A 13384-nucleotide genomic window follows, 5' to 3' on the forward strand; every position below is an offset into this window, starting at 1 on the left:
GGTACCTCCGCCTGGGGCATTTCAGTCTCAGTAGCAGCGGTGCTTGGCGATTTGTAAAGTTGAGTAGCTAGAACAATCCCAGATATCGGCACTAAAATTAGACTCAAACCAGCCATGTAAAGCCAAGGTTTTTGATGCTTAGTTTTGCTGCTGACAAGCTGTTGTTCTTGCGGTGGATTCTTTGGTTTTTCAGTGATAACTACAGGTGGTTTTGGTGCAGCTATTTCGGTGATTTGAGGATTTTTTGGTTTTTCAGTGGTAACTACAGGTGGTTTTGGTGCAGCTAGTTCGGTGATTTGAGGATTTTTTGGTTTTTCAGTGGTAACTACAGGTGGTTTTGGTGCAGCTATTTCGGTGATTTGAGGAGCATCAATTTTGACATTTTGATGTGGTTCTACCTTTTGTAAAACCGCAGTAATTCGGGCAGCCCCTGTAACTGCTGGTGGGGAATTTAATGGTTTTGTTAATTCGACATTCTGAGTCCAAGCTGGCAATTCTTCACCATTTCGTCGCCCGTAAATTGTCAGGAAGTAAATGTGATTTGGTTGCAGTCTCTGCAAGCCTTTGACTGCGACTCGGATGCAAGCATCTTGGGCGGGTAATTTTTCACCTTCGAGCAACAAATGCAAGGTGTTGTTTTCGCGGCTGGCTTTAGCTGTGACTCCAAAGCTTTGGAGTGCTTGAGAAATCAAAAATGCGATCGCCTTAGCATCGCCTTCTTTGGCTAAATTTACAATATCTTGTTGGCTCACAAATGCCTCTACTCTCACACTAAAAATTTAGGTTAATTTTATACCAAAATTACACCATATAGCAATCCTAAATCATTTGTGAATTTCTTACTCCCTCCCCTTAATAAGGGGAGGGTTGGGGTGGGGTAAAAAACTTTACGACTCCTGCAAGGACTGCTATATCACTAAATAAATCAGTCCTGGAGGCACGGGGGGTCAAAAACCCGGTTTCTGCGTCAATATCTCTCGGATAAAGCGACGATTTTTCCAAGAAACCGGGTTTTTTGCGTCCAGGAATGTAAATATTAATCGATCGCCCAAACGCTTCCATCCGGCATGATTGTCCCACTCAAACAAACATCAGTCAAATCAACCCCCTCCAGATTAGCACCTTCCAAATCTGCACCACTCAAATTAGCCTTACTCAGAATAGCACATCTTAAATCTGTATTTTTCAACTGAGCCTCGCTCAAATCCGCACGGTTTAAATTAGCGTGATTTAACTTAACATTATTTAAAAAAGCCCCCACTAACTTGGCTTTTTTAAAACTAGCACCGCTCAAATTAGCACCATTCAAATCAGCAATAATCAACCTTGCACCATCTAAATTAGCATTTTGCAAATCTGCACCAATCAACTTAGCATTAACCAAATTAGCTCGCTGCAAATTTACACCAACTAAATCCGAACCAGATAAATTTACGCCCTGAAAATTTCTCCCTCCCGCTGCATATCTAGCCACCAAATCTCCCGCATCTGTAACACTAATATTTCTCTGATGGTGCTGTTTCCAAATAAAAGTAAAACTATCGCCACTCTGCATGACTCGCCACATTTCATCATACATGGGGTATGCACCAGTCCCGCTCAATTTGAGCCAACCTTTTGACCGAGTTAAGGCTACAAATAATTGGTTTCGCAAAATCAAATTACTTTCATTTTTAGCAATGGAGTCAAAACCAACCAGATAAACCATATCAGCTTCATTTCCCTTAGCACGGTGAATCCGAGATACCGTGACTCCGCCTTCGCACCAAAAGCGATCGGGCTGAGAATTGGCTTTATTTACTTTCAAGAGATTGCAACTTGGGGTACTGGGAATGTAAATATCAATTCCTTGCTTCATTAAAAAATTAGCGGTATAAGTTTCGAGTTCCATAGCTTCAAAGCCCGCACCTAAAATAATCACTAAGATTTCCCTGGATGGCCTCAAACCGTCCACTTTGAGATTGTATAAAATATCTTCAGCTAGAGCCGTTAATTCTTCTTGACGAGAGCGGTAGGCTTCAAACTCTAAAACCGGATTTAACCACAATTTAGGCACTAAATTCGGAGAGTTATGAGCAGGGCGGTAAATTGTAACTTTTTTAGTGAATTGATACTGATTATTTTTGACTTTTGGTGTATTTATTTCCGATTCTTCCTCGACAACTACCTCGTAGCCGATCGCCTTCCAATCTTCCACGCGAGTAATACCAGTCAGCATTCCCCCCCGTCGCAACAAACCCATACCAATTCCGTGAGCAGCAGTTAAAATTGGGCCGGGAACGCGGTAACATTTTTGCATAATCTCAGTCTTTTTGATACCGTCGCTGTACTCGCCATTTACCAAATGCCCTAACTCTTCACCAAATAATTTGCTAGCGGTGGGAATCTCTAGACATTCCAAACTTTGTGCTTCATCGTAAGCCCAAATTAAACGGCGCAAATCTTGACCCCCCCCAACCCCCCCTTGTAAAGGGGGGGAGAAATTCTCGAATGTTTGTAGCTGATTAGCACCCCCTTCTCGATCGGGGTAGGTTGGGGGAATATTTACTAGGCGTAGAGCTTGATAAGCCATCCAAAAAAATGGCTGTTTTCCTTGTATATTAAAATTTGCGGCAACCATTAAGTCTTGAGATTCGTCTATTAGAATAGCATCAAAAATTTGGGGTATATTAGCAGATTTTAGCAAGTGGCGACAGACATAGGCTAAAGCTTGACTTGGTTCCTGAAAATCTATGTCACCAACAGTCAAACGTCCCACTCCCGCAGCGCGACAAATTGTACTGTAAAGTCCGGGCCTGTCTTGTCCACCCCAAGCATGGAGCGGACGCAATTTTTGATTATTAGCATCGTAGCCAATTTCACCATTGCTAAAACGGCGGAGCCACTTATCTAACTGGGCGACAATCTGCTCGTACAAACTGCGAGAAAAAAAGACCAAGGCAATATCCCAATCGGGGTATTTTAAGTGCATCAGAGCTGCTTTTTGGCAGAGCACAACTGTTTTGCCAGAACCTGCAATTCCCCGAATTCGCTGCGGCCCAGGAGGAATCTGTTTGCCGATGCGTTCTTGTTGCAAATCTAGTTGGGAAAACTGTTGCTGTAAATTAGCTAAAACTGCTGCACGGGTTGTATAATTTGGCAGAGGGGAAGAAATTAAATTTGTTGGTGGTGCTGGTTGCTGCTGATTGAAAAAAAATCGTCTTGGTCGTGGTTTAAAAATAGGAGTTCCCCCAATTACAGCTAGCAGTAACTGCCACTGTTCCCGGTTTAATTGGCTTCCTTTAAAAACACAAGCTGTATTTTTAATAAATTCAATTAGATGGGGAGTATGGGGAATAGATAATTGAGGATTGCCAGGTGAGGAAATGACAAAATTTTGGGCTGTTCCTGGTTTTTCGATTCCACCAATTATTGTTTGTCCTGAATTTCTGTGGAGGTGGTCGTGAAAAAGGATCGGCGGATTGCTCGGAAGCTTGTTAAACTCTTTATTATGCCACTGTTGCTGAGAAATTGATGGTAAGGCAACGATCGCCCGCCCGCTGACTTTGCCCCGCAAAGCTGTTTCGCGATCGCAGTAACCAAGCATGGCGTATAGTTGATGCTCTGCTTGCTGATAGGGGTTGCCCCCAGTAGTATAAAAATGTTGGAAATCCCATCTATGACCAGATATGGCGACAATTTGGTCGATCGCGATCGCTTTGACCTCAATGATAGTTAAACCCAGTTCAAAATCAGCAATTAGAATATCAGGTTCTTTGCGAAAATTTCCACAGGAAGAAAAAATAGGATATCGCCAGTAGGCAATGCAATCGCGATCGGCAAAAGCCTCGCAAACGGCATCCCAAACCTTTTTTTCTGCCGTTTCTCCGGTTTTTCCTAGTGGCTCAGTCGCAATAAATTTTCGAGATTGTGCTGCTTTACCCACAAGAGTCCCAGTAGCTGTTTACGATAATTAATTCAATGACTTAACCAGCAAGGAGGCAATTGTGTCAACTCAAGACAGACTTTTAAAGTGCGATCGAAAAAACAGCAAAAGTCTTGCATTCCCAATTTTTCTTTCCTTCTGTCTGCTGCCGAAAGCCTTGTGCCTTCCTTGAGGCAATCTCAAACCATTATTTTTTCATAATCTGGGGCTATTTCTGAATTAGTTGAGCCCATAGCAGCTAGGATCGAGCTAGCTCAAGGTTGCAGCTAAAGCCTGTCATGTGGCATTGCCTCTAAAAAACCCGGTTGAGTCTTATGGCGTACTACCGATTCACTTTACTTTTATTTACCTGTATCGCCTGTCTGGGGGCAGCCTTCAGTCCCGATGGGGACGGACGTAAACACGCCGTCAATGTGTCCTACCGCGATGCTTCTCCAGAAATTGCTGAGGCGAACTCCCCCTCGGACACTCGCCCCGACTCCAAGACTCCAAAACCATCTCCAGGAACCGATAGAAGCAAATCTCAACCCTCTAAAACCCAAAAATCTAATTCCAAAGTCCCCAAATCAATCTCAAATTTAATCGTCATTTTGTCTCACCAGCGAGGGTTGTTAATCTTGGGTGTGGCTGCCATTGTCATCACGGCAGCGGCAGTATTTATCATGCTCAAATTAGTGGGTAGTGACGATTCAAATCATTCTCAGCGAAAACGGGGTAGATTCGATCGCCATAAACCAAGAAATACTCAATTCAAAACTCCCGACTCTCCCAGAAAGCTCAACGAAACTAGACCAGCAGGCATTTATTTGGGAATCAAAACCACACCAGTATTGCCCGATGGTTCTGATTTCTCGAAAGGCTACAATCCAGACAGTAGAGAAACGGAGGAAACAGGAAGTGAAGGCGATCGAATCAATTCCGATGCCTTATATGTAGAAACTAACAGCAACGGCTTATACACTGACACAGATTTGAATGTTTCTCAAAAGAGCAATTTTACCGATTCCTTAGCCCCTCTTACCAAAGATATTTTCATTTCCGAAGATGGTGAGAGACCTCAAGTTGATATTATTGAATTATTGATTGAAGATTTGCAGCACCTAAATCCAAATCAGCGGCGTAAGGCAATCTGGGAACTGGGCCAACACGGAGATTCCAGAGCTATTAAGCCACTGGTAGATCTGCTAGCAAATTCAGACTCTAACCAGTATAGTTTAGTCTTAGCAACTCTCTCAGAAATAGGCGTTCGCACGCTCAAGCCGATGAATAATGCTTGGTCAATTTCATTGCAAAATCAAAATCCGGAAGTGCGTAAAAATGCAATTCGTGATTTGACACGCATCTATGAATTAGTAAATCAAATTACTTACTTATTGCATTATGCTACTGACGATCCCGATCCCGAAGTTCAGGAAACAGCCCGCTGGGCAATTAATCAGTTGAGTTTCATGCGTCCTCGTTCTGGGAAGGATAGTTAATGATTTGTTACCCTCGAAATTATTCATGTCTCTATTCTCTAATATTGCTAAATAATTGCACAAGCGCCACCATAAAATAGAAGTAGTAGCACCTTTGCCAATTATGGGCAAAATACAGGATGAGGATGATTGGCAAAAAAATTGTGCAGATTACCCCGATGCTCCGGTAGAATATTTAGGGTTTCTGACCACAACCGAAGTACAAAAACAAATCCGAGGGTGTCCATGTCCACCATTGTTGATGAAAACACCCTGGATTGAAGCTTTCGGAAAATTCCCCTTTGAGTTAAATTAACTCTTACTCAACCACAAAAAACACAAAAAAATAACTATGGCTACCGAACGTTTAGTGTTGTTATCTAGTAGAGAAATAGAAAAAATGCGCCAAGCAGGCCGTTTAGCTGCCCAACTTTTGCTACACCTTGAACCAATGATCGAACCTGGTGTCAGCACTTTAGCAATTAATGACGAAGCCGAACGTTGGACTTTGGCACATGGCGCAAAAAGTGCTCCGTTAGGTTATAAAGGATTTCCTAAGTCTCTCTGCGCTAGTGTAAATCAAGTAGTATGTCATGGCATCCCAAATGCCAAACAAATTCTGAGAGAAGGTGACATTATTAATATTGATGTAACGCCTTTAGTTGATGGTTATCATGGCGATACTTCCAAAACTTTTTTTGTTGGGAAACCTTCACCAGTTGCAAAAAGGTTAGTGGAAGTAACTGAGGAATGTTTGAGAAGAGGAATTGCGGAAGTGAAACCCGGTGCTCGTACTGGCGACATCGGCGCAGCGATTCAAGAGTATGCAGAATCACAGGGCTTTTCGGTAGTCCGAAATTTTGCCGGGCACGGTGTCCATCGAGTGTTTCATACGGAACCGGAAATTCTGCACTATGGGAAACGGGGGACTGGAAAAAAGTTGAGACAAGGGATGGTTTTTACCATTGAACCTATGATTAATGAGGGTACTTGGGAAGTTGAAATTCTCGCCGATGGTTGGACTGCTGTGACTCAAGATGGAAAGCTTTCGGCTCAATTTGAACACACTTTGGCGGTGACTGATTCTGGGGTGGAAATTCTGACGTTACTTTAGAATTGATTAATCCACAGGACTTACGCATTTTAATGGTTTGGTGAGGGTGTGAGATGCTTTGGTTCCTTCGCAAAACTCACGACTCGGAATTACCTATAGCAACCGCCAAAGCTGTTAAGGCGCTTTGGCTACTGCTATAAATCTTAAGCAAAGTGTTTATTTTCCTTAATCAAAAAAAGCGATCGCCCTTGCTTCTCCCCCTTGTCCACACATTTGGCTACAATTAAGCTATACTGAGCTCCCCAACTCGAACAAATTTCAGTTGTCTATGTCTAACTCCTCCATCCTCACCCCAGGTTCAACTCTCGAAAAACGCTACCGAATTATCCGCGAATTAGGCCGCGGTGGCTTCGGCCGCACTTACCTCGCCGAAGATATCAACCGCTACCACGAACCTTGCGTACTCAAAGAGTTTTCTCCGGTGATTCACAGCCCCAAAGCGGCGGAATTGTTCGATCGCGAATCGAGTATCCTTTACAACCTCCAACACCCCCAAATTCCGCGCTTTCGAGAACTTCTGCGAACCGATATCGCCGGGAATCAATGTTTATTTTTAGTCCAAGATTATATCCCTGGTCAAACCTACGAAGCAATACTGATATCGCGTCAGCAACAAGGTAAAAATTTTAACGAAGCTGAAGTTACTCAACTGCTATTTCAGATTTTGCCAATTCTAGAATACATCCACTCGAAAAATTTAATTCACCGCGATATTTCCCCGGACAATATTATTCAACATGATGTTGACAAATTACCATTTTTAATTGATTTCGGTTCTGTCAAACAAATCGCAGCTACTGCTGTATTCCAGTTTAAAGGACAATCGGATACGGCGATCGGCAAACAGGGTTATTCGCCAATGGAACAGATGCGACAGGGTAAAGTGTCTCCGGCTAGCGATTTGTATGCTTTGGCTGTCACTGCTTTAGTCTTGCTGACAGGGAAAAAGCCTCAGAAATTGTACGATGTTAATCAAAAAACTTGGGATTGGCGATCGCACGTCAGTGTCAGTCAAAATCTCGGTACTGTATTGGATCGGATGTTAGCAGACAATGCGGGCGATCGCTATCAGTCTGCAAAAGAAGTCCGCGAAGCACTCAAAGATCCAAAATTATCTCAAACTAGCAGCATCATCTCCCAAATGGTGACAATGAACTTTGTCGGCCGCCCTTTCAAAAACAGCACTCAAACCCCTACCAGCAATCATACTCCTGTTGTGCCAAATCCTCAAGTTGTTAATATCAACATTTTCAAATTAATTCCTTGGAAAACCTTAGCGAGTTTAAGTGTGGTTTTATTACCAGGAATGCTAGCTTTTAGTGTAGTTAAGTCTGGTTTCACCTTTCCTAAGTTGCCTGATTTACCGAAATTTTCTTCCCGCCACCAACCACCGGATACATCCTTAGAGCCAGCAGAAATAATTCGTCAAGAAAAAATTGGCCAACGACGTAAAAATCTCAAAATTGATAAAGATATATTCTATCAAAAAGTTGATGAATTATATTACAATAAATATCCAGAATTAAAAGGTCGTAGCTTGACAGATAAGCCAGAAGATGCAGAAATCAGGCAGAAATGGTGTGAAGTTGCTGAGGATTTTCTGGACAAGTTGGAGAAAGGAGGAACTTTTTGAAATTTAAGATAGAATAAGATTTATTTAACCACAGAGGGCGCAGAGGACGCAGAGGGAACAGGAAGAGGCGGCAAAGAAAGAGAGGGAAGAGAAAGATAACTTTTTTGAAATTTAAGATAGAATAAGATTTATTTAACCACAGAGGGCGCAGAGGACGCAGAGGGAACAGGAAGAGGCGGCAAAGAAAGAGAGGGAAGAGAAAGATAACTTTATCTGCTTTAATACAAATTGGTATAGGCAACGCACTTTTAGTTTATTGCACAATGGATTCTATTCAACTTACAGGCATTCGCTGTTACGGATATACTGGCTATCTGCCCGAAGAGCAGGTTTTGGGGCAGTGGTTTGAAGTGGATGTTACTCTCTGGCTGGATTTATCGCAAGCTGGAAAAAGTGATGATATTGAACATACTCTCGATTACCGCAGTGCGATTACTCTGATCCAAAACCTAGTCAAAGAATCTAAGTTTTTGTTGATCGAACGTCTAGCAGATACCATCGCCCAATCGCTTTTACAACTACCGTTAGTCGATAAAGTCAAATTACAACTCTCAAAACCAGCAGCCCCTATCCCTGATTTTGGTGGCAGAATTACTCTCGAAATTACTCGAAGTCATTAGTCATTAGTCATTCGTTATTAGTCATTCGTTAGTTGGCTGTTGGCTATTGGCAGTAGTCAGTTATGATTCAACCAATAACTAATGACTAATGACTGATGACTACTGACTAATTACCACTTCAGCAAATTAAATGCTTCCATGTCTACGGTATTACGGTTGCGATAAATCGCTAACACAATTGCTAAACCTACCGCAGCTTCCGCAGCAGCTACCGTCACTACAAATACGGTAAATACTTGACCTTTAATGTGCACTGGGTCTAGATAATTAGAGAAACCCATCAAATTCAGATTGACGGCATTTAGCATTAGCTCGATCGACATCAACACCCGCACTGCATTTCGGCTAGTAATCAAACCGTAAATACCAATGCAGAAAAGTGCGGCGGCTAATAACAGGAAATACTGGAGTTGCAGTTGCATAAATTTAAAGAAGAAGGAAGAAGGAAGAAGGAAGAAGGAAGAAGGAAGAAGAAAGAAGAAAGAAGAAAGAAGGAAGAAGGAAGAAGGAAGAAGGAAGAAGGAAATTAACTGGTTCCTAGGAAGAGCCTGGGAACCAATTTCTTTCTTGCTCTGCCTCGCTTCTAACTGGTTCCTAGGAAGAGCCTGGGAACCAATTTCTTTCTTGCTCTGCCTCGCTTCTAACTGGTTCCTAGGAAGAGCCTGGGAACCGATTTCTTTCTTGCTCTGCCTCGCTTCTTCAACCTTCCTTCTTAGTTTCATGAAAATTTGAGGCAGAGCCTCTGGATCTGCGTTACCAGGCAGAGCCTGGGAACGAGTTATTTGAACGAGTTATTTGAGGCAGAGCCTCTGGATCTGCGTTACCAGGCAGAGCCTGGGAACGAGTTATTTGAGGCAGAGCCTCTGGATCTGCGTTACCAGGCAGAGCCTGGGAACGAGTTACGAGTTACTACTTGCGTTACCAGGCAGAGCCTGGGAACGAGTTACTACTTCTTAGATTTCTTAGATTCTGGTAAAGAAGTATCTCCGGCTGCTACTAATTCACGAGGTCTTTCTGGCAAACTAAAAGCTGGTGTTTCAGATAGTTTGTTGGAGGCCAATTCATCGACGAAGAAATCGCGGCGGGCTAACACAATTGCTCCTACCATTGCCATTAACAAAAACACTGATGCTAACTCGAACGGTAGCAAATAGTCTGTAAAGAAGTGTTTGGCGATCGTGACGATCGAACTTTCGGCTGGTGCGCCCGTCGTGGCGACAATCGCCCAAGGAGTAGACAGCACCATTGTGCTCAACAGCGCAAACAAACCTACGCAAACTACTGCTGTTGCTAGTTGACGCACCCAAGCATTAGGAATATTCCGAAAATCTTCCCGCTTGTTCACCAACATAATCGCAAACAAAATCAAGACGTTAACAGCACCAACGTAAATCAATACCTGGGCTGCTGCTACAAAGTCGGCATTTAGCAACAGGTACAAACCAGCAATACTGGTAAATACCCCACACAGCAAAAAAGCTGAGTAAACGATGTTGGAGAATAGCACTACTCCTAATGCTCCTCCAATCATCATTACGGACAGTATGCCAAATGAAACAATTTGAACCCCTTCAGCTAGATTCACAATCTTTAATCCTTTGTTAATTGGGCATTAGGTATTGGGCATTGGGCATTGGGCATTGGTAATTGGTAATTGGTAATTGGTAATTGGTAATTTTTGGTTCCCCGCGAGTCATTAATTATCAGCGATTCGCCATTCCCCATTCGCCATTCCCCATTCCCTATGCCCCATTCCCATTACTTATTTTTCGATAATTTCCTCTGGACGAAGACCTGCACGCCGATCGCTGCTGGAAACTTCATGGGGGTCCATTGCACCTTTGGGCAAATAAGCAAATTCCCGCAACGGTGTCACCATCGGATCGTCTGAAACCTTGTAGGGTAGACGTCCCAAGGCCACGTTGTCATAATTCAACTCATGACGTTCGTAGGCTGCTAACTCGTACTCTTCTGTCATCGACAAACAATTAGTCGGACAATATTCCACACAATTGCCACAGAAGATACACACCCCAAAATCGATACTGTAGTGCTTGAGTTGTTTCTTCTTAGTTTCTTTGTTAAATTCCCAATCCACTACAGGTAAGTTGATCGGACATACCCGAACACAGACTTCGCAGGAAATGCACTTGTCAAATTCAAAGTGGATTCTGCCCCGAAAACGTTCGGAAGGAATTAGTTTTTCGTAAGGATACTGCACAGTCACCGGGCGGCGTCTCATGTGATCGAAGGTCACAGCTAGCCCTTGGCCGATATACTTAGCAGCTTGAACAGTCTCTTTGGCGTATTCGCCTACTTGATTGAGGAATTTTAGCATCGTGTTCTCTCTCTGTACTTGAGTTTTTGGTAATTGCTAATTGATAATAGGTAAGGATAGTTAACAGCTAATTGACCTTAGCTATTAGCTGTTTACCTATTACGAATTAACCGCCAAAAGCAAAGGGAAAGGCAAGTTTCAAAGCTGCTGTCAATAGTAAATTAACTAGAGCAACGGGAAGCAAAAACTTCCATCCCAAATTGAGCAATTGGTCGATCCGAACTCGCGGCAGAGTCCAGCGGAGCAGAACTGCCAAAAACAGGAAAAAGTAGGCTTTCAGCAAGGTCATTGTAATGCCCAGCGTGCCCGTAATTACCTGCAACCAAGGAGTCGTCTCGCTCAATCCCAGGGCATTTGTCAGCACTCCGACGGGAATCGGGCACTCCCAGCCACCGAGGTACAAAACGGCTACTAGCAGGCAAGAAAGGACGAGGTTAACGTAGGAAGCGATGTAGTATAAGGCAAATTTCATGCCTGTATACTCAGTCTGATATCCTGCTACCAATTCTTCTTCTGCTTCTGGAAGGTCAAAGGGTAAACGTTCGCATTCTGCAAGTGCTGCGATCCAGAAAATCAGGAAACCCGCAGGTTGCCGCCAAACGTTCCAGCCGACAATCCCGTAGCCTGCTTGTTGATGTACGATGTCGATCGTACTCAGGCTATTGGACATCATCACCACTGCCAATACTGCCAAAGCTAGGGGTATTTCGTAGCTAAGGGATTGAGCAGCGGCTCTGAGTCCTCCGAGGAGGGCGTATTTGTTGTTAGAAGCATAGCCGGACATCAGCAAGCCGATCGGCTGAATGCTAGAGAGGGCAATCCACAGAAATATTGCTGTCCCCATATCGGCGATCAGCATATGCTCTCCGAAGGGCACGATTAAGTAGGAGAGAAAAACTGGTATCACTACAATTACCGGGCCCAGGGTAAACAGCAGGGGGTCAGCTTTTGCGGGTACGATGTCTTCTTTGAATACCAATTTTAGACCGTCAGCAACGGGTGCTAGGACTCCCAAAGGGCCGATAAATTCCGGGCCAATCCGCTGTTGAGCCGCCGCAGAAATTTTCCGTTCTAGCCAGACGCTAGTGAGTACCCCGAAGACGGCACCGACAACCATCAGTACCATTGGCAGTGGTAGCCAAAGCACTTGGGCGATGTCCGCAGGTAAGCCCAAATTCATGAGGGCTTCTACAAAACTTCCTTGTAAGTCAATTCCTGGGTTCATGTTTCCAGATGAATGAGCGATCGCATATATTTTTGCACCCACCCTTAGTAGGAGTACGCTGGGAGAGTAGGTATTTGTAAAGATTTTTAATGCTTTACCGCATATCAGTATATCGCCCGACAGGCTACAAGAACGGATGGAGGGGGTGAAATTCTAGTTATTTGATCCCCCAGCTTAGCTAATGGGTTGGTAACTTATGGTTGAGTGTTGAGTGTTTCTGGGGAAAGACCAAAGAAACCGGGTTTTTATGCGTTTCTGCGTGGTGTAACGAAGTTTTGTGGCAAAAACCCGTTTTCTGACTACCTATGCTTAGAGCAACATATACGCCAAACAAAAGGGCAGAGAGTTAACTCTCTGCCCTTTTTTGATGCTTTAAAGTAACTTTCAAATGGTTTAAACCATTGATTTTACGCTACTTTTTTTATGGAACTGGGCAGAATCGAACTGCCGTCCAAAGCGGGTATTTACCTTCCGATCGTTCACAGGTTTATCCCCTCTAATCCTCGGGGCGGGAACCATCTTTATCCTAAATGGGAGGATTTTCTAGTGATTGCTTTCCCAGCGACGCGACTAGAAACGTTTAGCTAGGGCATCCGTTGGGGGTTGTTATGCTACCGTTAACGGAGTTAGGTGGCATACACTCTAAACCAAGCTCAAGAAGTTTTTAGGCTACAGCTACGGCTTTGCGAGCGAAAGGAACGATGTTGTTCGCATTTACTATTTTGTTTGAGCCGATATTTACGAGAGGAGACTCACTCTCGACCTGCATCACGGAGCAGCTTTCGCCACCCTGTCGAAACCATTACAGCCCCTCGTGTTAGCTTTTCTATTATAGACCAAGTTTTTGTATTACGTCAACTCGATTTTGGATTTTGGATTTTGGATTTTCGATTGGGGATTTTAGAAACCGGGTTTTTATGGGTTTCTGGGAGTTGTGACGCATATTCTGGCAAAAACCCGGTTTCTGATTACCAGTGCGTCAGTCCGATCGCATAAAACCTAAGAAACCGGGTTTTTATGGGTTTCTGGGAGTTGTGGCGCATATTCTGGCAAAAACCCGGTTTCTGACCAC

Annotated in this window: 10 protein-coding genes, 1 other RNA gene and 1 pseudogene; 5 read left to right on the plus strand and 7 right to left on the minus strand. The window is 43.6% G+C overall.

Annotated features, from left to right (window positions below):
- Together AAFP11_RS21235 and AAFP11_RS21240 are read right to left on the minus strand one after the other, a co-directional pair.
- Nucleotides 1-752: pseudogene (locus tag AAFP11_RS21235) on the minus strand (hypothetical protein); the annotation flags it as partial.
- 284 nt (nucleotides 753-1036) lie between these two features.
- Nucleotides 1037-3925, minus strand: a complete 2889-nt coding sequence (locus AAFP11_RS21240; RefSeq protein ID WP_341738861.1) for a pentapeptide repeat-containing protein — start codon at nucleotides 3923-3925, stop codon at nucleotides 1037-1039.
- A gap of 314 nt (nucleotides 3926-4239) precedes the next feature.
- Between AAFP11_RS21240 and AAFP11_RS21245 the strand changes: the two genes are divergently transcribed.
- The 5 genes from AAFP11_RS21245 to folB all read left to right on the plus strand — a co-directional run bounded on the left by AAFP11_RS21245 (nucleotide 4240) and on the right by folB (nucleotide 8749).
- Entirely contained in the window at nucleotides 4240-5403 is a 1164-nt protein-coding gene (locus AAFP11_RS21245; RefSeq protein ID WP_341738862.1) for a HEAT repeat domain-containing protein, read from the plus strand.
- A 55-nt stretch (nucleotides 5404-5458) separates the two neighbouring features.
- Complete coding sequence (locus AAFP11_RS21250; RefSeq protein WP_341738863.1) at nucleotides 5459-5698, plus strand: hypothetical protein; 240 nt, start codon at nucleotides 5459-5461, stop codon at nucleotides 5696-5698.
- 36 nt (nucleotides 5699-5734) lie between these two features.
- Entirely contained in the window at nucleotides 5735-6496 is a 762-nt protein-coding gene (gene map / locus AAFP11_RS21255; protein WP_341738864.1) for a type I methionyl aminopeptidase, read from the plus strand.
- Between the two features lie 268 nt (nucleotides 6497-6764).
- Nucleotides 6765-8129 (plus strand): serine/threonine-protein kinase, encoded by a 1365-nt coding sequence (locus AAFP11_RS21260; protein ID WP_341738865.1) that lies wholly within the window; start codon nucleotides 6765-6767, stop codon nucleotides 8127-8129.
- Between the two features lie 263 nt (nucleotides 8130-8392).
- Nucleotides 8393-8749 carry a dihydroneopterin aldolase gene (gene folB, locus AAFP11_RS21265; RefSeq protein WP_340550548.1) on the plus strand — a complete coding sequence of 119 codons (357 nt, stop codon included), beginning with the start codon at nucleotides 8393-8395 and terminating at the stop codon, nucleotides 8747-8749.
- A gap of 110 nt (nucleotides 8750-8859) precedes the next feature.
- Here folB and nuoK read toward each other — a convergent pair whose 3' ends face one another.
- The 5 genes from nuoK to ssrA form a co-directional block, all read right to left on the minus strand.
- Nucleotides 8860-9165, minus strand: coding sequence for an NADH-quinone oxidoreductase subunit NuoK (gene nuoK / locus AAFP11_RS21270; RefSeq protein ID WP_341734163.1), 306 nt, complete (start codon nucleotides 9163-9165; stop codon nucleotides 8860-8862).
- Nucleotides 9166-9695: 530 nt separating this feature from the next.
- A complete protein-coding gene (locus AAFP11_RS21275) occupies nucleotides 9696-10334 on the minus strand; it encodes an NADH-quinone oxidoreductase subunit J (RefSeq protein ID WP_341738866.1) in 639 nt (212 codons plus the stop codon).
- Between the two features lie 177 nt (nucleotides 10335-10511).
- Nucleotides 10512-11087: an NAD(P)H-quinone oxidoreductase subunit I gene (gene ndhI, locus AAFP11_RS21280; protein WP_341738867.1), complete on the minus strand. Its 576-nt coding sequence runs from the start codon at nucleotides 11085-11087 to the stop codon at nucleotides 10512-10514.
- Nucleotides 11088-11193: 106 nt separating this feature from the next.
- Nucleotides 11194-12312: an NADH-quinone oxidoreductase subunit NuoH gene (nuoH, locus tag AAFP11_RS21285; protein ID WP_341738868.1), complete on the minus strand. Its 1119-nt coding sequence runs from the start codon at nucleotides 12310-12312 to the stop codon at nucleotides 11194-11196.
- Between the two features lie 421 nt (nucleotides 12313-12733).
- Nucleotides 12734-13124: a transfer-messenger RNA gene (gene ssrA / locus AAFP11_RS21290) on the minus strand.
- Nucleotides 13125-13384 lie beyond the last annotated feature (260 nt).

The sequence above is a fragment of the Microcoleus sp. CAWBG640 genome (assembly GCF_020883015.1).
GTDB classification, from domain to species: Bacteria; Cyanobacteriota; Cyanobacteriia; order Cyanobacteriales; family Microcoleaceae; genus Microcoleus; species Microcoleus anatoxicus.

What these genes read in the sequence shown, in the direction of transcription:
- AAFP11_RS21245 (WP_341738862.1), top strand. Translation starts at nt 4,240, where the DNA reads ATGGCGTACTACCGATTCACTTTACTTTTATTTACCTGTATCGCCTGT.
- map (WP_341738864.1), top strand. Translation starts at nt 5,735, where the DNA reads ATGGCTACCGAACGTTTAGTGTTGTTATCTAGTAGAGAAATAGAAAAA.
- AAFP11_RS21260 (WP_341738865.1), top strand. Translation starts at nt 6,765, where the DNA reads ATGTCTAACTCCTCCATCCTCACCCCAGGTTCAACTCTCGAAAAACGC.
- folB (WP_340550548.1), top strand. Translation starts at nt 8,393, where the DNA reads ATGGATTCTATTCAACTTACAGGCATTCGCTGTTACGGATATACTGGC.
- ndhI (WP_341738867.1), bottom strand. Translation starts at nt 11,087, where the DNA reads ATGCTAAAATTCCTCAATCAAGTAGGCGAATACGCCAAAGAGACTGTT.
- nuoH (WP_341738868.1), bottom strand. Translation starts at nt 12,312, where the DNA reads ATGAACCCAGGAATTGACTTACAAGGAAGTTTTGTAGAAGCCCTCATG.